Origin of the sequence: Arthrobacter gengyunqii (assembly GCF_023022985.1) — a bacterium.
GTDB lineage: Bacteria > Actinomycetota > Actinomycetes > Actinomycetales > Micrococcaceae > Arthrobacter_B > Arthrobacter_B gengyunqii.
Window position 1 is genome coordinate 689,321 of the sequence record NZ_CP095461.1, and the last position, 19,242, is coordinate 708,562.

Genomic DNA, 19,242 nt, shown 5'->3' on the forward strand with positions numbered 1-19,242 from the left:
TTCTCAGAGGTCCAGATCCACGTCATCCGCAATGGAAACAAAGCCGGCAGGAGAAGCCGCCCGTGATGAACCCGCAGCGTTACGCTCCTCCGGACTCAATTCCTCCGTGCTGAGCGTGGGCGCATAGTGCTTGCGGGGATCGAAGTCAGGGAACTGATCCACACGGTCCAGCACATCACCCACCAGTTTCTTGAGAAAGATCCGGGGAGCCAACCCGACTTTTCCACCGAGCCCGCCGGCAACCGCACCAGCCAGATCACCGATGTAGACGTCGTCGACCAGCGACCGAACACGGGCTGGTTCACTCGCCCCGTCAGCGTAAAGGTCCCGTACCTTGGCGCCTAGCGACTCCAACGAGGCACGGTTAAACCCGGCCAGCCGGATCTGGACTGCCCTCGGGTTGTCGAAACGGGAGTCCGTGCCGAAATCCGTCGCCAGCCGCTGGGCCAAGGGAGCCAGCCGCGGCACCCCGGACGGCCCTTCGAAAAACGCAGGGGTGCCGGTCAGCACCAGGTACAGTCCGGGGAACCTCCCGGAGTCCACTTCATCCATCAGCTGACGGAGGGCGTTGAGCGCTTTGTCCCGGACATCGGACCGCATCCGCTGCAGAGTTTCCACCTCGTCCAGAACGACCAATAGCCCGGGATGCCCGGCGTCGCGGAGGATCAGTAACAATCCCTGCAAAAAACCGAGCGCACCAAAGTGGTCGAGGTCACCACGAACCCCGGCCGAGCGCTTGGCGGCAGCACCAACGTGGGGTTGTCCCGCCAACCATGCTGCCAGCCCATCAGCTGTGGCCGTGTCGCCTGCTGCCACGGCCGAGCGGTAACCTCGCAGGGCCTGAGCGAAGGCCGGGGTTTTCGAGCTGACTGCAGCCAGCCGCCGGTCCAGCAGCTCGTCGGCGGCGGTGGCCAAAGCTGCAGCTGAACCGTCAGCCAGGGTGGGATCGGCAGCCAGAACGTCGTCTTCCAAAGTGAAGAGCCACGCATCCAGCACGGAGCGGAAGGCACTCGGAGGAACCGACGCTGTTCGGAGGGACTCGGTAATCCTCCGGTAGACGGTCTCCAGCTTATGCAGAGGAGTCTCCGTCTCCGAGATCTGAACTTCAGCCGAGGCGAAACCGCGGCGCATGGCTTTTTCGGCGAGGTGTCGGGTGTAGAAAGTCTTGCCGGTCCCGTATTCACCGCGAACGGCTTTGACCACCGCGCCGCCGCCGGCTACAGAATCGAGTTCCTCCTCGACGGACTGATGGAAGCGTTCCAACCCGACGGCCAGTATGTCCAAACCATTTGCGGGGACCGTACCGCGGCGCAGCGCGTCAATGACCTCACGGCGTCGCCGAGGAGAGATTTCAGCCACGTGCTTTCACCCCGAACTGTTCCGTAAGCAGTTGTTTGTCGAGAATCACCAGGGGACCGTCGATGCGCAACACCCCGTAGCCTTCCACGTTGAGCAGTTTCTGTGCCTGGGCGACGGCGCCGTTGATGCGTGCGGCAGGGACCTGGAGCACGACGGCGGCAGCGTCTCGCGGCATCCGTGTACCGGGCGCTGAGACCAAGGCATCCAGGAGAGCAGCTACCTGCTGATCGGACAATCCCACACGGCCGGAAACTGTCTTCTGGGCCTTGAACGTCTGCGAGGACACCACTGCGGCTCCGATCGAGGTTTCTCCATCGGAGGGCTGCTCAGCACCGAGCTCTTCCAGCAAGGACGGTGTGTGGTCCTTGGATGACTCTGTCAGCTTTCCGTTCCGGGCAGGAAGGGGAGCATCGCTACGGTCGGAAACGGCGATGGACCACCAAAGCGGCTCCTGCGGTGCGGCCAGCTTCCAACCCTCGGGAATGTCGTCTCCGGAGACAAGCACAACAATGGGGACTACTACCTCTGCAGGGCTGGCACCACCGTGGTAGCCGGCTTTCACAGGACCGTACCGCAGTGTTTCGTCAACAGCGAGGACGGCACGTCCTCCCTCGGCCAGTACGCGGCGGCCCGCCACCAGCACTTCATCTGCACTGACGGTACCTTCATCGGCCGAACGCGACCTGGCGCTGCTGACCGATCCGAAGCTCCGCAGCTCTCCACGCCGGCGTTCCACGATGTGTCCGTGGTCGGAGGTCAGGACTACGGTTCGGCCGGCGGACTGGGCGGCAGCCAAGAGAGGTCGCAGGTGACGGATTGTCTCAGGCGTCCACGTGGTGCCGGCGGGATCGCTCTTATCGAGAGCATCGTCAATGGTATTCAGGACACAGGCCACCAGCTTGGTCTCCGGATCGGCAATCGCCGTCGCTATGTCGTCCTGCAGAGCCAGACCAGGCCTCGAAGAGTCAAGCGGAGCCTTATGGAAGAGCGCATGTCGAGCAATCCCATGACTCTTCGCGACCGTTGCCAGCCCAGACGCTTCCACTGATTGGCCGCCGCTGATCAGCCTTCCGTTGAGCAATGATGCACGGCTGAGCGTAGTCAGGGTCGGCAGGACGGCGACCGCTGCCATGCGGTGTTCTGAAGATTGGGGAAGAATCTCCTCCCAGCCCTCATTGCTCCGAAGGATCCCGGAGGCCAGCTCTGCTGCGGTGGCTGCACTCATGCCATCAAGCACCAGGAGCAGGGTATTGTGGCTGGCTGCCAAGGGTGCGATAACCCCTGGGAGCAGGTTTTCGAGGGGCCAGACGTGCTTCTCCTTCGTGACTGCCTTCGCGCCAGGGATGCTGCTATCTGCGGAAGTCCAAGCAGCCAGGAGCGAGGCAAACGCTCGGTCGTATGATCTCCGACGTTCCTCGGTCAGCCGGAGAATATTCCCCAGGCCCTCGGCGAGTTCTTCGTCGCTGACCCCGGCCGCGGCATCGTTGTAGGCGACGTCGACCCACGCGTATTCGCGCGCCTGAAGAAGCACCGCTTGGGCGAAGCCAGCAGGTGTTGCCTCCGCGGCATTCAACCAGCGGGCAAGACGGACTGCCGAGTGGAATACCTCGACTCGGGAATCCTGGGCATCGGCTCGAACCGGGTAGGCCAGGGCATGGTCTTGAACAACAGCCCATGCTGACTCCACGGCCCCAATGCCTGAAGCGGGGAAAGAACGCAGCGCGCCTGCCAGTTTGCGCAGAGCTTTGGTGAGACCTGCGGGAAGCACGGCCGAGTTTGCAGCCAAATCAGACGCTTGGGCCTTGCCCAGCAGCCGCTCTGCGGCTTGCAGTGCCGCATGGCTCTCCTGCCATGTTGCGGGCCGTCCCAGCATCGTCTTCACCAGGCTCATTGAGGCAGTGCCCAATGCGGCAAGGTTGTTGCGCGAAACGGGACTCGGGGAACCCTGCCACAGGTGCTCCAGACGTGCGAGCCCAAGATCGGCCGCTTGACGCTCTCTGGGAGTTGCCGTGGTGAGCGTATGCAGCGCCAGCCCCAAGGGAAGAACGTCTTTTCCCTGCCCTGCGCGCAGCAGTTCCCTCAGCGGTGCCTGAGCCTGACCAGCCTTCGCCGTCAGCCAGTCCAATACGGCATCCGCCAGCTCGCTCCCGGCAAGATCGCGGAGTTCGGTCAGGCGGGCCTCCGCGTTGTTTTGGAAGGTCCAGGCGAGGAGGCTGACAACGTCGAGAGGACCTGCGGGCAGACCGAGCTTCCTGGTGGCGACCGCCCCGAAGGCATGGTCTTTGGTCAGGACAGACCCGGGAGCGGCCGGCCACCCGTCGTCGGGCGTAATGGTCAGCAGACCTTGGGCCACAGCCATCCGGTGGGGGACCTGGGCCAGGGCTCTGTCCAACCGATCCGCGCTGAAACGCTCTCGAACAGCGTCCCAGGCGCCTGGTGCCTGGATCCGTTGAAAGGCGAAATGGCTGAGCAGCCCGGGCCCGAGATCCTCCTCAGACCGGTCGGTCACGATCACAAGCCATTCTTCAGGGGTGTGCTGGTACAGCGCATCTCTCATGGCCAGCGCGGATACGCAGGGCAGAACATGGATTGTCTGGCCTGCGTCGGTCAGCCGCCGTTCGATGTCGGGGGCAGGTTCACCGCGCACAGCAAGCACCCGCTGATTGCTGTGCTTGCGTGCGTTGGCGACCAGCGAGCGGACGACGGCGTTGCTCACCGCACCGGTTTGGCCTACCGCAATGCTCATTCGATTACCTTCCACGTAACCTCAACGCGCTTGCCGGGGTGCTGCCGGATAAACTGCTGTACCTTGCGGGCGGCGTCATGGGCATCATCCCCCAGCCAAGTGCCGTTATTGGGACCGGGCCCGGGCTCAACCGGACCGGGCCCGGGGTCAACCGGACCGGGCCCGGGGTCAACCGGACCGGGCCCGGGGTCAACCGGACCGGGCCCGGGGTCGACGGGGCCGGGCCCGGGGTCGACGGGGCCGGGCCCGGGGTCGACGGGGCCGGGATCAACCACGATGGCGGAGAGCCAAGCAATCATTTCGTCGACGGCATTCTTCAGAACTACCGTGGCTCGCTGTGCCTGTTCGTGGGAACGGAGCCCCTGTGTCAGGCGATCCAGGATCGCCTGGGCGCCGTCGGCTCGGGCGTCGTGGCTCTTCGCAGCGTTGAAAGCCGGGGCAAGCCGGGTCCAATCAAAGTTCCGGAGTGCCGTCGTTACTTCCTTAGCCTTTGCCAAAGATGCAGCGGCTTCCGGCGCAGTGGCCCCGAAGTCCAACTTCGCCAGAGACTGAATCAATGTGACACCACTCTGGTGCTGCAGTATTTCCAAGGCGTTCGCCATTTGTTGGGCGAGCTTGAGCCGCGGCCCGCCATCCGATCCCAGACGGGGTACTGACTCCTCAAGCACCTGGACGAGACCGGCGGCATCCGGCAATGCGCGTCTAACTGCAGCATGGACGGCATCAGTCAGGTTGGCTACCGCCGCTGGCGTTCGGTATTTATTAGCTTCGATTCCGAAAACCCCGCCGGCGACGGTTCGTGCAGCTTCCCATTCCTCGGCCGTAGGCATGGGCTGGGCGCGCAGCTCCATGGAGGGCTGCACCTTGCCAGGCAACGGCGTGGTGGGAAGGGGACTTCCATACTGGAACCAGGCACGCTGGCGGAGCAGGCCCCATCCGATAACGATGAGGTCGGAGACATCGTTGTGAAGCCCATGAGCGGGTTCAACGGAGTCGATAATTTCCCGCAGTTTGGCGACATTCACCGGATCGTTGTCCTGTACGCCGGCCTTGGACAGGCCGCGCTCAATTGTGGCTCCCCACGGGCCGAACCGGCCATCTCCGAAGAGAAAATGGGTTTCCCCGGCATAACCAACTTCGAGGGGATTCGCGATCCGACGGATCGGGCGCGGGTCCGTGGTGTATTCCACCCGCCCTTCCGGATCTGCCGATGCGGCCTCAAGAATCGTTGCGACAGCTTTCAGCTCGCCGGAGGTGACTTCCTTGTCCTCAGGTTCGAAGCGCGGATGCCCGGGGAAGCTGGATTCGAAGGCACGGCTTACCAGTTGTCGGAAAGCAGCCCCAAGCGTCGCGCCGACGGGTGGTTGCGGCGCGTATTCGGCGTCCAGAGAGTACAGAACTTTAACGTGCGATGGGTCATCCACCAGCGCACCCGGAGCCGGTGTAGCGGCACCGTACGCTTGCTGGACAACACGAAGGAGGCTCTCACGGAGGGCCGCCTGCTGGGATTCGAGGATGCCCCGAGCCTGCTGGCGGTCTACCTCGCTCAGGTGGTTGGCATGGCTGTTCCAACGTTCCCCGCTCGCGTCCAGGAGCCAGTCCAGAACCACCAAACGGCGGAGGTCCCGCATGGAATCGGGGGAGAGGAAACGGGGAACCCATACAACGGTCTGGGATGTGAAGTTCCGGGCCAGGAGGTTCTCGATACGCTCAACATCCTCGGCGGCCGAGTGCTGCTGTTCGTCAAAGGGGTGGTCGACCACAAAGCGCCATGCCCCTGCAGATGCTCGGAAGTGGTCGTCGGTCAACCAGCCGGCGTCACGCACGTTGCCAAAGACCAGTTCCACCTCCCGCCGGGAACCGCGCCACACGACGGTGTGACGGTAAACGTTCCAGGAATCAGGCTCCCCGAGGTCCAGGCCGAGACCCTCGGCCACAAGTTTGCGGATCAGTTCGCGCTGGCGGCCGGGGTTGTCTTCACCTTTGGCCTTGTCGACGATGGACTCGTAATCCACGTTCGAGAGCTGAACCCGGATGATGGGGTTGAGCGGTTCGCTGCTGACATGGATTTCGGGGATCTCACGCGCCCAGGTCTTCACCTTGGACAGCACAATGTTGGCTTCTCCCCCGGGGAGGGGGGAGGCGATGGAGCCGTGATTCAAGGCGGCCAGCCGCGATGCTGTGAGCGCTTTGAGTGCGGGGACATTAGGAGCAACAGCCGAGAGGAGCAGCGTCTTCGCCAGCCGGTCGTCTGCGTGGAAGGCAGGTGTCTGCCGGGCGGGGTCATCGAGATCTGACGCGACCATATTGTTGCTGGCCAAAATCTTCGGAAGCAGCTTTTCCTGATATAGCTGGTTGGCTGCCCGGAACAGAGCAGCAGCCTGCGCGTCAAGAGCAGCCCCTGCCTGGCCCTTCACGATGTAGTCGAAGCTGTCTCCGACCGGAATGACGTCTTCAATGCCCATGCTGCTTCGCCGGTCCACCAGCATCTGCTGCATGACCTTGAGTGCAGTGCGGTCACGCTGCATAACGCTGGAGAGGGAGCGAAGTGTGGAGACTAAAGCAGGAGCGAAGGGGTATGTGAGTCGGAAAGCCTTTTCATCCGAACCGCGGTGCCGATCGTCTGCATTGACCCCGTCCAGAAGAACGTCCCAGACCTTGGGATTGCGGTCCAGCCGCACGAACGCATCATTGATCGCTGCCTGCGCATCGGCATCACGGGGTTTGAGCAGCCGCTTGCTGGCTACGAAGGGCAGGTTATCGTCGCCCAACTCGATGCGGGCAAACCGGCCCTCCTGGTGCCGGAAGGCGGACTCCAGCGCCTCCTGCTGGGCGCCGTTTGCACCGGCGTCGGCGAACCACTTTCGGAGGTCCATCTGCCGTGCAACGAAGGAGACGAGCGGCGCCGGCAGGCTTCCATAGGAACCCTCGACGAGCTTTGTCAGTTTCTGTGACTCGCGGCGGAAGAAGGCCGGCTCATGCATACCGAATGCGAGCCAGAGAACCAGTTCATCCAGGAACAAAACGACGGCGTCGTAGCCCAGGGCTTTTGCATGAGCAGACATCGCCGCCAGCCCTGTGTCCAGGTCCACGTATTCACCCGACCGGACGTAGGAGCCGTAATAAGCCTGAACCAAGGCGCTGACCAGAGCCTGCCGTTCGGAACTCTGTGGGGCGGCCGTGCGGGCAGCCTCATATCGCTCCAGGTCCCAGCCGGTTGAGCCGAGAACTCCGGCCCAGACATCGTCGTCGGAGCCGCCGCCGAGTCCCTGAAGGAACTGCTGGTCTCCCATTGTCTGCCGCAGTTTATCTGCGTCCTGCAGCAGGGCATCCGAGGCAAAGAGTCCGGGCAGAGGCGCGTCTGGATGAACGGCTTGAATCCGTTTGATGTAGGCGTCAAAAATGACCTGCTCCATGGACTTGCCGTCCAGGAAGTGGAATGCCAGGGGCAGGATTTTCTTGTCGCGCAGAACCGGGTCGTGCCTGAGCACCGTTTCCTGCAGCTCGGGGACGGCCCGTGCCTGCGGGTCCTGGAGCAAGAGGGCATGGAGGACCGCCATGAAGTGCGACTTACCGGAGCCGAAGGAACCCGTCAGGAAGGCACCCCGGTTGATGCCTGTGGTTACCGCATCGGACACGAGGTCCAGTGCCTGCTCGAAGGCATCGACCAGGGACGGCGTGACAACGTAGTCGTCAAGGGCATGTTGTGCCCCCGTGCCGCTGACGGCGTCAGTGAGACGAAGGACGTAGTCTTCGACGCCCGCCCGGTCAGGGATATCGAAAACGTCGCGAAGCAGGATGGTCATGCGTTCTCCTTCAGGGTGCGGCGGCCGCGGGGGGCCGCCGCTGGGCGCCAGGCTTTGAGGTCAGCGGCGGTGAGGTTGAGTTGGGTCATGCGTTCTTCGAGCTGGCCGGTGCAGAAATCGGCCATGCTCATGCCAAAGGACGGGTCCAGGTCGGCGTGCCATTGTTTGACCCAGGGCAGGACTTCGGCCATCCCCGCCACGAGGGGCACCAATTGGGCGTCGTCGGCACCTTCGGAGCGGCGTTCGTCCATGAGGGTAGCCAGGACCAGGAACTGCTGCACATGGTCCCACCCCGCCCACCCCAGCAGCAGGGTCGGATCGGTGGAACGCCCGGCACCCGGGTAAAGGATGAACCGCTCCTTAGGGACATCGAGTTTCCCGCGGGCCTGCCACCAGGATGCTTTCCGGAAGTCGGTGTTGGTGTATTTGGGCGGAACCGGGATTTTGCCGACGTCTTCACCATTGTCTTCCCGGCGCTGCAGCTCCCAGGTCTCTTCCCAGGCTTCTCGTTTGCGCAGCCCGGGTTCCTTCAGCCGCTGGGCGGCGAGGTAGGGGACAGCCTCATCGGTGAGCAGGCGGGTGAGGGCCTTGACGACGTCGACGTCCACGGTCCCGTCCCAGAGAGCGAGGACACCGACCAGGTCCGTATCCCGGGTGACCATGTCCGCGAGCTGGGAGATGCTGCGGGCAGCCGGTCGTCCCTGGGCGTCGAACCAGTAGGAGCGGTCCTCGAGTCGGTTCAGCAGCCAGGTCCGCAGGGCGCGTTCTTCCTGCTTCTCCCACGGCTCAGTGGCCCACCGGCGTTTGTATTCGGGTTTTTCCAGCAGTCGGATGTTCGGGTTGGACTCGATGATGTCCAGACGTCGCTGCACGAGGTCCCGGTACGCTTCGGGCCACTCCTCCGGCAAGAAGGTAATAGGTGTGGAGCCGTGCCGCTGGAACCATGTGGACGTCGATTCCCCGGCGGCGAGCTGCCGTGCGAGGACGATTTCGGACGTGCGCTGGCCCAGCACGAGTTCGGGCAGGTCTTCACCGTGGTAGGTCAGGTCCTCATCGGTCAGGCCGTAGAGGCGGTAGGTTTCCCAGTCCAGTTCTTCCTGTGCCGCTACCATCTGGCCGAGGATGCTCTGCGATTGCTTGTGTGCCTCTTCGATTGCGGAGGCGGTTGGAGTGCCGTCCATAACGAGTGCTGCGGGTGTGGAAACAGCAAGCGACTGGGCGAGTGAGTCCAGCTGGCTGCCGCGCTTCAACGGCAGCACAGAAGGGAGAGGGAAGTCCTGGAGCGTCGTCCCCGTGAACTCGTAACGGTCGGACCAGGGCTGCTGCGAAACGCGCGCACCGTCCTTACCCACCGGGTCCCCTCCCTTCGGGTAGCTGTTTTGCTTCAGCCAGAAACACGCCGTGGAGGAATTTAGCACACCAAGCAGGGCAAGATGTTCTTCTTCCGTGGCACCTTCGGGCAACTTGATCACCGGAGCGGACCTGTTGAAGACCTTCCCGCCCCGGTCGAGCACGAAGTGGTTATGCGTCGCAACGAAGGCAAAGGTGATGGACAGCGGTGACCTGTAGGGGGCCAGGGTGTATTGCATGTATTCCCACCAAGACAAACCGGCATCAGCCATGTTGCCTTGGAATGTACTGCGCGACACGAGGGTCGCTCGCCAGGGCCACAACTCCTGGCGGATGCCGTCATCGATCACCTTCTTTGTCCCGTACTCGTACGGGAAAATCAGTTGGGTGTCGAGCGTCGATACCCAATCTCGCAAGTTGTCGCCCATAACGAAAGGCCGCAATGCGGCAACGGTTTTTTCGTTACGAGGCCTCCACCCAATGGGGCGCATGAATGCTTCGTCGGCGCCTGCTCGGATGGCTCCACCGATTTGCCCGGAAACCCTCTGGCCAAGGCTTGCCTTGGACGATCCCTCGATACGCTTGGCAACTTCTGAAACCCCGCCGCCTGAGAGGCTCCAAGGGTGGGTGGACAGTCGGTCCCGTGGAAGGTCAACAACGGTGACCCATTGTCCGTCGTGGCCCGGGGCTTCGAGGTTGTCGATGATGGAGCGCCAGACTTTGCCCGCTGCGGGGTTTTCCGGTCGTCCTGGTTCGCCCTGGACACCGAGAACGGCACGCACGGTTTCTGTCCTGGGCTGCTGGTGTTTGCCGATGAGAATGACAGTCGGGGTGCCATGCCCGGGAATGTAGGCACCGGACGTGTCAATCACCGCACGCAGGTCCTGCCGGACGAGGTATTCCTCGATCAGCTTGGTCCCGAATTCCCGTTTCATGAACGAGTTGGAGGTGATCTGCCCCGTCCAACCGGCGGGCTGGGTATCGGTTCCATGTTTGGCGAGACCGAAGAAGCGTTCCATGAACGGCACGGTCAACGCGTACGTGCCTTTACAGGTCGAGTAAAGCTTCCGGTACGCGGCATTGAGGGTTTTGTCCTTGACGGTGATGTAGGGCGGGTTGCCCACGACCACGTCGTACTGACCGGGCGAGAGGATGGATTTGAGCTGGTCCAGGTCCTCGGTGGCGTATGTGAAACCGGAAAGCTTGGCGTCGCCGTCGAAGCCCTCGAACTGGAATTCGCGCTGGGCTTGCCCGTGCAGCAGGGAGTCGCCGGCGGCGAGGTGGAACGGGAAATCCGGTGCCATCTCGAGGTTCAGCTCACCGGTCGCTTTCAGCGCAGCGATGGTCAGGCGGAACCGTGCAATCGCCACCGCCGCGGGGTTCAAATCCACTCCGTGCACGGCGTCGAGAGCCTTGCTTACTCGTTCCCGGGTTTCCAGGTTCGGCGCCTTCGCATCCCAGGCGTCCAGGAGCCGTTCGAAGGCACCCAACAGGAAGTGGCCCGATCCGCAGGTCGGGTCAATGAGTTTGAAGCCCTCCAGAGGACGCTCCGCCAGGGCAGGGTTGAGGGTCTGGTCGAGGATGAACTCCTCTACAAACTCCGGGGTCTGCAGCAGGGCGAAGGTCTTCTTCGCGTATTCGGACAGGTCCTGGTACAGGTCACCCAGGAAACGGGTGGAAAGTTCCTTATCTGCAAAGTTGTAGAGCAGGTTGTCGTTCTCATCGGTGGCACGCCAGAAATCCAGGATTTCCTTGGCCATCCCGCCCGAGGGGGAGACCTGCCAAAGGGCTGCATGTTCTCCGACCAAGCCGGCGGTGGCGGGGAACCGGCGCAGGTGCTTCACGCCTTCGAGGATCCATTCCCGCCAGGTCGACTCCGGGTGGGCACGGAAGAACGCGTTTTCGGCGTCGAACGCTTCCTGCCTGCGGGGGCCGGGACCGGAAATCCAAACCTTGGAGAGCAGCGAATTGTCTTCGCAGAAGCGCAGGAACACAGTGGTCAGGACCCAGCCGACCGCGGACTGGGTGATACGGTCATCGCGCCAGGACACCCAGGCGGAGGAGGTCCGTCCGGCGTCCAGTGCTGCCTGGTGTTCCTGCTGCCAACGTGCCTTCCGCTCAGTGTCGTCCTGAAGCCGAACCCGCAGGTCATCCTCCACCCGCAGCACGAGCTTCTGCAGCTTCGGGGTGAGGTCCTTGCCAATGGTCATGCGTTCTCCTTCAGGGTGCGGCGGCCGCGGGGGGCCGCCGCTGGGCGCCAGGCTTTGAGGTCAGCGGCGGTGAGGTTGAGTTGGGTCATGCGTTCTTCGAGCTGGCCGGTGCAGAAATCGGCCATGCTCATGCCAAAGGACGGGTCCAGGTCGGCGTGCCATTGTTTGACCCAGGGCAGGACTTCGGCCATCCCCGCCACGAGGGGCACCAATTGGGCGTCGTCGGCACCTTCGGAGCGGCGTTCGTCCATGAGGGTAGCCAGGACCAGGAACTGCTGCACATGGTCCCACCCCGCCCACCCCAGCAGCAGGGTCGGATCGGTGGAACGCCCGGCACCCGGGTAAAGGATGAACCGCTCCTTAGGGACATCGAGTTTCCCGCGGGCCTGCCACCAGGATGCTTTCCGGAAGTCGGTGTTGGTGTATTTGGGCGGAACCGGGATTTTGCCGACGTCTTCACCATTGTCTTCCCGGCGCTGCAGCTCCCAGGTCTCTTCCCAGGCTTCTCGTTTGCGCAGCCCGGGTTCCTTCAGCCGCTGGGCGGCGAGGTAGGGGACAGCCTCATCGGTGAGCAGGCGGGTGAGGGCCTTGACGACGTCGACGTCCACGGTCCCGTCCCAGAGAGCGAGGACACCGACCAGGTCCGCGTCGCGGGTGACCATGTCCGCGAGCTGGGAGATGCTGCGGGCAGCGGGACGTCCCTGGGCGTCGAACCAGTAGGAGCGGTCCTCGAGTCGGTTCAGCAGCCAGGTCCGCAGGGTACGTTCTTCCTGCTTCTCCCACGGCTCAGTGGCCCACCGGCGTTTGTATTCGGGTTTTTCCAGTAGCCGGATGTTCGGGTTCGACTCAATCAGGTCCAGACGCCGCTGGACAAGGTCCCGGTACCCTGACGACCACTCCTGGGGCAGGGCGGTAATTGGGGTGGAACCGTGCCGCTGGAACCACTCAGGCGCCTGCTCACCCACGGCTATGTTGCGGGCGAGGACGATCTCGAAGGCTCGCTGGCCCAGCAGGAGTTCGGGCAGGTCCTCACCGTGGTAAGTCAGGTCCTCATCAGTCAGGCCGTAGAGGCGGTAAGTTTCCCAGTCCAGTTCCTCCTGCATCACCACCATCTGACCCAGAATGCTCTGGGAGGTCTTGCGTGCTTCTTCAAGGGCTGAAGCGGTGGGGGTGCCATCCTCGGTGAGCGCTGCAGGTGCGGAAGCTGCAAACGACTGAGCGAGAGCATCCAGCTGGCTGCCGCGCTTCAAAGGCAGCGCAGCAGGGAGCGGGAAGTCTTTGAGCGTCGTCCCAGTGAACTCAAAGAAGCGTTCCCACTCGCTGCTGGCGATTCCTCCGCCAATACCGCCGTTTCCCTTGTCGTGGCTGTTTTGCTTGAGCCAGAAACAAGCGGTAGAGGAATTCAGGACCCCGAGCAGGGCAAGGTGTTCCTCTTCCGTCGCACCTTCCGGAAGCTTGATAACGGGTGCGGACCTATTGAAGACTTTCCCGCCGCGGTCGAGCACGAAGTGGTTGTGCGTCGCCACGAATGCGAAAGCTATCGAAAGGGGGTTGCGGTATCTTGCAGGAAAGAACATTGAGTGGTCAAACCAGCGTAACCCGCGCTCCGCCTTAGTTTGCTGGAAGTCCAGCTGGGTTTCGAGCCCCCGCCGAACCCGCCAAAGGTACCGTTGTGCAGCGACAGTTAGCTCTTTCGGTGCACCCTGAGAGTCATACGGAAAGACAGTGCAGTTGGCAGGTTGCAGTCGGAAATCCCGCACTTCCTCGCCCAGGACAACAGGCACCGTGTCCGCGTCGAGTTTTCGCACTCCACGACTGGAGAGGGGAAGGAAGAATGCCTCGTCGTTACCCGTGTGGGTGGTTCGTCCTATTTCCGCAATCGCTCGGCGCAGAGCTCTGTGGTGATACTCATTCATGAGCGCGAGGAGTCCGCTGGCACCGCCGCCGGTGAGACTCCAAGGATGGGTGGCCAGCCTGTCCCGAGGGAGGTCAACGACGGTGACCCATTGTCCGTCGTGTCCGGGGGAATCGACGTTGTCGACGATTGCGCTCCAGACCTTTCCCTGAGCAGGGTCTTCCGGTCGTTCGGGTTCGCCCTGGACGCCGAGTACAGCGCGCACTGGTCCGGGGGTCGGCTGCTGGTGTTTGCCGATGAGAATGACAGTCGGGGTGCCATGCCCGGGGATGTAGGCGCCGGAGGTGTCGATCACGGCACGGAGGTCCTGCCGGACGAGGTATTCCTCGATCAGCTTGGATCCGAATTCGCGTTTCATGAACGAGTTGGAGGTGATCTGCCCCGTCCAACCGGCGGGCTGGGTATCGGTTCCATGTTTGGCGAGACCGAAGAAGCGTTCCATGAACGGCACGGTCAACGCGTACGTGCCTTTACAGGTCGAGTAGAGCTTGCGGTAGGCAGCATTGAGGGTTTTGTCCTTGACGGTGATGTAGGGCGGGTTGCCCACGACCACGTCGTACTGACCGGGCGAGAGGATGGATTTGAGCTGGTCCAGGTCCTCGGTGGCGTATGTGAAACCGGAAAGCTTGGCGTCGCCGTCGAAGCCCTCGAACTGGAATTCGCGCTGGGCTTGCCCGTGCAGCAGGGAGTCGCCGGCGGCGAGGTGGAACGGGAAATCCGGTGCCATCTCGAGGTTCAGCTCACCGGTCGCTTTCAGCGCAGCGATGGTCAGGCGGAACCGTGCAATCGCCACCGCCGCGGGGTTCAAATCCACTCCGTGCACGGCGTCGAGAGCCTTGCTTACTCGTTCCCGGGTTTCCAGGTTCGGCGCCTTCGCATCCCAGGCGTCCAGGAGCCGTTCGAAGGCACCCAACAGGAAGTGGCCCGATCCGCAGGTCGGGTCGATAAGTTTGAAGCCCTCCAGAGGACGCTCCGCCAGGGCAGGGTTGAGGGTCTGGTCGAGGATGAACTCCTCTACAAACTCCGGGGTCTGCAGCAGGGCGAAGGTCTTCTTCGCGTATTCGGACAGGTCCTGGTACAGGTCACCCAGGAAACGGGTCGAGAGCTCTTCGTCCTGGAAGTTGTAGAGCTGGTTCCCGTTTTCGTCGGTGGCGCGCCAGAAGTCCAGGATTTCCTTGGCCATCGAACCCGAGGGGGAGACCTGCCACAGGGCCGCGTGTTCCCCGACCAGTCCGGAGGTGGCGGGGAACCGACGCAGGTGCTGGACGCCTTCGAGGATCCATTCCCGCCAGGTCGACTCCGGGTGGGCACGGAAGAACGCGTTTTCGGCGTCGAACGCTTCCTGCCTGCGGGGGCCGGGACCGGAAATCCACACTTTGGAGAGCAGCGAGTTATCTTCGCAGAACCGCAGGAAAACGGTGGTCAGGACCCAGCCCACCGCGGACTGGGTGATGCGGTCATCGCGCCAGGACACCCAGGCAGAGGAGGTCCGCCCGGCATCCAGCGCTGCCTGATGTTCCTGCTGCCAGCGGCTCTTCCGCTCGGTTTCGTCCTGAAGCCTTACCCGCAGGTCGTCCTCCACCCGCAGCACCAGCTTCTGCAGCTTCGAGGTGAGGTCCTTACCAATGGTCATGCGGTTGCTCCTTGAGCGGCGGTGGTGTCGGTTTCAGCAGCGGCGTCAATCCATGTGGGGTCAACGCGGATGAACTGGTTGGGGGAAGACTGAACGGAAAAACCGTCCAGCAACGGACCCTGGTTGGCGCCGAATTGCGGCAGCACAATCCATACGGCCTGGCCCCGTGGCGTGGCGAGGTCGCTCCACCGCCGGATGAGGTCTCCATGGCCGTACCGGACCAAGGGAGCAGCTTCCACAATCAGAACAGGACGGAGCCTGCCGTCGGCACTGTTGCTCGCGGCATCCGTAATCGCTGCCTCTACGGCAGGGAGTGCCATGCCGACCAGAGCAGCCAGGCCACGGGTTGCGCGTTGGTCATCCGTCTGCGCGTCCGCCTGCACCAGAACGTCCCAGGACGGGAAACGGTCCTGCTGCGTAAGCTTCTTCAACTCGTCCAACAGCAGTGCCGTGACGTCCACCCGGCGGGCATTGAACTCGGTTTCCAGCCGGCGGGCCAACGCTTCACACCTGTCAGCCCGGGCGCCCAACGCCAGGAAGGACCGGAGAGTTGCGCTTTCCCGGAGGCGAGAATCCAAAGCGGAACCACTGCTGACAACCGAACCGGTGTGGGTTGCAGTCGAGAGCCGGGATGAGGAGCCCGATCCGGTTTCGAAGCGTGTAGGCACACCGTATGTTCCTGAGGTGGGGTCCTGCACGAGATCGAGTTGAGCTTCGCGCAGAAGTTCAGCCAACCTGCCGGCGGCGGGCAGGGGCGGCACCGCAGGGAAGCGGACCCGGACACGGTCCGCTATTTCCCGTGCGGAGAGCCGCTGCGGACCGGAGACCCCGCTGAGGGCAAGACGCAGCGCATCCGGCTGAGAGAGGGAGCGGGGATGCAGCTCGCCGGTGCCCGACGCCGCTGCATCATGGGACAGGCCCGCGGACAGCTTCGTGAGGCGGAGCACGTCGCGAAGCTGCGGGGATTCAATCCCCGCCGTTTCGAGGACAGCGGTGAGTCGCTGGCGTGCCCGCTCGGCCGGGACAATAGCGGGTTCCATGGGGGTTTCCTGCAGCAATGCATCAGCTTCACGGCCGAGCCGCTCGGCGGCATCAAGCAGGGCAGTTTCCTTAGCAACTGCGACCACGATGCCCTCGCGCCGACGAATCTCCAGTGCGCCGTCGTCGTCGGCATCCGCGCGCCGCAGTGCCCGACCGCGGTCAATCACGAGGCGGAGCAGGCCCCGGGCGATCCGCTCGTTTTTCTCCGTGTGTTCTGATTCCACCGTTGTAATCGCCAGGATTTCGGACGCCAGTTCGGAGACGCTCGCAACGTTTCCAAGAGCCTCGAGCCGGTCGGAGATCCTCTGCGACAGGGTGGTGAGAGCGTTCAGCGTGTGGGGATTCTCAGCCCATGTGTTCTGGAGTTTGGTGACGATTTGATTCGCGCGGGCGGCGCTAGTCCGATTGGGAAGGTGCGCTCCGAGTTTCGCCTGGGTGGCAAAAGCATCAATCGTCCCGTTTACGCCCAGAAGCAGTTCTGCTGCAGAGCGCTGCTGAACCGCCTTGCGGGTTCCCGCGGTTTCAATCAGCATCTCAGCGAGCGCCATGACGGAAGGAAGAAGGGCGCCGCCAGCTGTTGCGCGCGGAGTGGATTCACCGAACTTCTGGCGCCATGTCTTGGCTCTGAGGGAGACTTCACGCCGGGTTGACTGTGCTACGCCGCTGAGGTTCGTGAGTCGGACAGGATCAACCGCCAGAAGTTCGCCTACTGTGGCGACGCCCAGCGGTTCAACGGCCGATAGTGCTCGGGCGGACAAACCTGACCGCTCCAAGAGAGTGGCTACGGTAGCGGCTGCTACCAGCTCGTCAGCGTTGGCTGGAGCGGTGGTGACATCGGTCGGGAAGACCAATCGCCATTGCTCCAGCATCTCGGTGGCGGTGTCGTGGCGCTGCTTCGCGTCCCTTGCCAATGCGGTACGGAAGAATGTCTCGAGGCGGGACGAGACAGCAGGATCGAAGTCGCCGGGAGCGATGGTGACCTCGTCGGTGACTGAGGCAGGGTCAGCGAGCGGATCCCCGTAGTACGGGCTGTGCCCCGACGCCATTTCGAACAGGACTACCGCCGCAGAGTATCGCTCAGCAGCGGAATCAAACCTGCTGCGCACTCCGCCTAGGAATGGGTCGAGGTACGGCGGAGTTCCCGCTGTCACATCCGATGCAGCGGCGCGGGAAAGGGAAAAGTCGAACAGGACAAGGTGCTTTCCGCTTCGTTCCGCGCGCACGCCCAAGTTGCCAGGCTTGATGTCGCGGTGATCGATGCCTGCCTTGTCCAGCTGCACCAGCGACTCCAGCAGATCGCGTCCGAACCGCTCCAGCAGATCGAGGGAGAGACGTTTGCGGCTGCGAAGCAGTTCGCTGAGCGTTTCCTCACCGGCGCTCTCAAGCAGGAGGGCGCTGCGGTCCCCCACCATGAGCGGGCCTTCCAAGATCCGGACCAGCCGGGAGCCGGTGAGCGCGCGGAGCACTGCGGCTTCGTCGTGGAGCCGCTGTGCGGCTTTGGCATCCAGTGCCACTTTAAGGACACGCTGGGTGCCGCCGTCGTTCGCGTCTTCAACGAGCAGACCGACGGCAGTGGAACCCTTGCCCAGACGGCGGAGGACTTTGAAGCGTCCGTGGGCCAGTACTGCGCCGGGGACGGCGTCGACGGCGTCAACGTCCTCATCGGGAATCTGTTGGGTCTGCGGTGAAGAAAAGATCTCGTCGACGAATTTGCTGACCGCGTCCAGCCGCTGGCCGGGAGCCGGCCGGGTGGCATCGAGTACAGCGCTGCGGATGCTGGCTGAGACCTCCGGGAGGTCGAGCGACAAATCCAGCCCGTGCTGGGTCCGGAGCCGCTCCTTCAGAGCAGAGGACGAGACGGACGGTGCCTTGCCGGTAAGAATGTAGTAGGCCAACGCGCCGAGCGAGAATAGGTCGGCTTTGATCCGGTCAGCTGATTCCGGACGCCAACGCCCTTCGGGCGCCTCGAAGGCTTCAGTTAGCCAGGCATCAGCAGCGTTCGGGTTGTGTTGCGCGGCGTCGAACAGGGACGTAACCCCGGCGCCGCCGAGCCTGCTCGCAGCTTCCTGTGAGGCGAGCCCCGCGCTCTGCCAGCCACCAATGAGTACCTTCGGCTGGCCGTGGCTCATTTTGACCCAGACGGCTTTCGGGCTAAGGCCACGGTGGACAACCTGGTTGCGGTGCGCATAGTCCAGGGCTTCGGATAGCTGGCGGATCATGGACAAACGGTCCTCCAAGGGCAGACCGTTTGTCTGTTCGGCCATCCAAAGGTCCAGCCGCTGCATATCGTCGGAGTGGTCATACACGAGCCCGACGCCGAGTTCTGAGTCCACCAGGTCTCGGGGACGGAGCAAGCCGTCATGGGAGAGTCGGCTCATGAGCCTGTATTCATGCTCGGCGATGCGGTAGTTTCGGCTCGCCTGTGACTGGGCAGCACCCGGACTGGTCATCTGGAAGCGGATACGGACCGGTTCCTCTTTCGCAACCTTGTGGTAGCCGCGCCAGTCCTGCCAATCGGGTCCTTCGTCCAGGGCGCCGTCCTCAATGATCCAGGACCCGGCTTCGCGTTCGCGGCGCTGCACAAATCCGATGCGCTCCATCAGGTGAACCAGGAGTATCTCCTGGTTCTGACCGATGGCTGCACCGCGCGGAGGTTCGTTGATCAGCGTGCTGATACCGGGGAGGTGGCTGGTGTTTTCGTTTTCATCCAGCCCGTAAAGGCCGAGAGCGGACGATGCCGGGAGCTCGCTGCTGAACCCCGGGTGATGGAGGAAGACAGCCTGATTAACGAAGGGAACGATCGCCTTTGGATCGACCGTCACGCCTTTTTCGCGGCCCCAGTCGAGCGATGCGGTCTTGAGCTTTGATGCTAGGTACTGTGCTTTCCGCCTGGCCAGCAGAAGCGGGGAAGCCTCGGCTCGTTTGCCGGCACGCAGCCATTGCGTGTCGTTACCCGTGAGTCGTCCGGAGTAGTACTTCAGCTCAAGGAGGTGAAGCGCACCGCGGCCAAGCAGGAGGGCGTCAACTTCATGCCAGCCTCCGCGCTCATCGCGGAACTCAAAGTTGCTCCATACCCGGTACGGGCTGGTGTCGGGAAGCTTGGCTTTTAGGTAGTGCAGGCCTTCGGTCTCATGTGCGAATTGAGACGGGCTGACTTCTACCCAGCGGTTCTGCTCCACGCG

Annotated in this window: 6 protein-coding genes; all 6 read right to left on the minus strand. The window is 63.1% G+C overall.

From position 1 onward, the window contains the following. Positions 1 to 3 precede the first annotated feature (3 nt). Genes brxD through pglW form a run of 6 tightly spaced genes read right to left on the minus strand, consistent with a single transcriptional unit; the run spans position 4 to position 19,239 of the window. On the minus strand, positions 4 to 1,359 hold the full coding sequence (brxD, locus tag MUG94_RS03205; RefSeq protein ID WP_227909308.1) for a BREX system ATP-binding protein BrxD: 1,356 nt from the start codon (positions 1,357 to 1,359) through the stop codon (positions 4 to 6). After that, positions 1,352 to 4,105 (minus strand): BREX-2 system phosphatase PglZ, encoded by a 2,754-nt coding sequence (gene pglZ / locus MUG94_RS03210; protein WP_227909309.1) that lies wholly within the window; start codon positions 4,103 to 4,105, stop codon positions 1,352 to 1,354. Before pglZ ends, brxD begins: the two co-directional genes overlap by 8 nt. Then, complete coding sequence (locus MUG94_RS03215; protein WP_227909310.1) at positions 4,102 to 7,911, minus strand: DUF6079 family protein; 3,810 nt, start codon at positions 7,909 to 7,911, stop codon at positions 4,102 to 4,104. Before MUG94_RS03215 ends, pglZ begins: the two co-directional genes overlap by 4 nt. Next, a complete protein-coding gene (gene pglX, locus MUG94_RS03220; RefSeq protein WP_247098833.1) occupies positions 7,908 to 11,471 on the minus strand; it encodes a BREX-2 system adenine-specific DNA-methyltransferase PglX in 3,564 nt (1,187 codons plus the stop codon). Before pglX (MUG94_RS03220) ends, MUG94_RS03215 begins: the two co-directional genes overlap by 4 nt. Further along, positions 11,468 to 15,019: a BREX-2 system adenine-specific DNA-methyltransferase PglX gene (pglX, locus tag MUG94_RS03225; RefSeq protein ID WP_247098834.1), complete on the minus strand. Its 3,552-nt coding sequence runs from the start codon at positions 15,017 to 15,019 to the stop codon at positions 11,468 to 11,470. Before pglX (MUG94_RS03225) ends, pglX (MUG94_RS03220) begins: the two co-directional genes overlap by 4 nt. Continuing rightward, positions 15,016 to 19,239, minus strand: coding sequence for a BREX system serine/threonine kinase PglW (gene pglW / locus MUG94_RS03230; RefSeq protein WP_227908370.1), 4,224 nt, complete (start codon positions 19,237 to 19,239; stop codon positions 15,016 to 15,018). The genes pglX (MUG94_RS03225) and pglW overlap by 4 nt, the downstream gene beginning before the upstream one ends. Between the last annotated feature and the right edge of the window lie 3 nt (positions 19,240 to 19,242).

What these genes read in the sequence shown, in the direction of transcription:
- pglZ (WP_227909309.1), bottom strand. Translation starts at nt 4,105, where the DNA reads ATGAGCATTGCGGTAGGCCAAACCGGTGCGGTGAGCAACGCCGTCGTC.
- MUG94_RS03215 (WP_227909310.1), bottom strand. Translation starts at nt 7,911, where the DNA reads ATGACCATCCTGCTTCGCGACGTTTTCGATATCCCTGACCGGGCGGGC.
- pglX (WP_247098834.1), bottom strand. Translation starts at nt 15,019, where the DNA reads ATGACCATTGGTAAGGACCTCACCTCGAAGCTGCAGAAGCTGGTGCTG.
- pglX (WP_247098833.1), bottom strand. Translation starts at nt 11,471, where the DNA reads ATGACCATTGGCAAGGACCTCACCCCGAAGCTGCAGAAGCTCGTGCTG.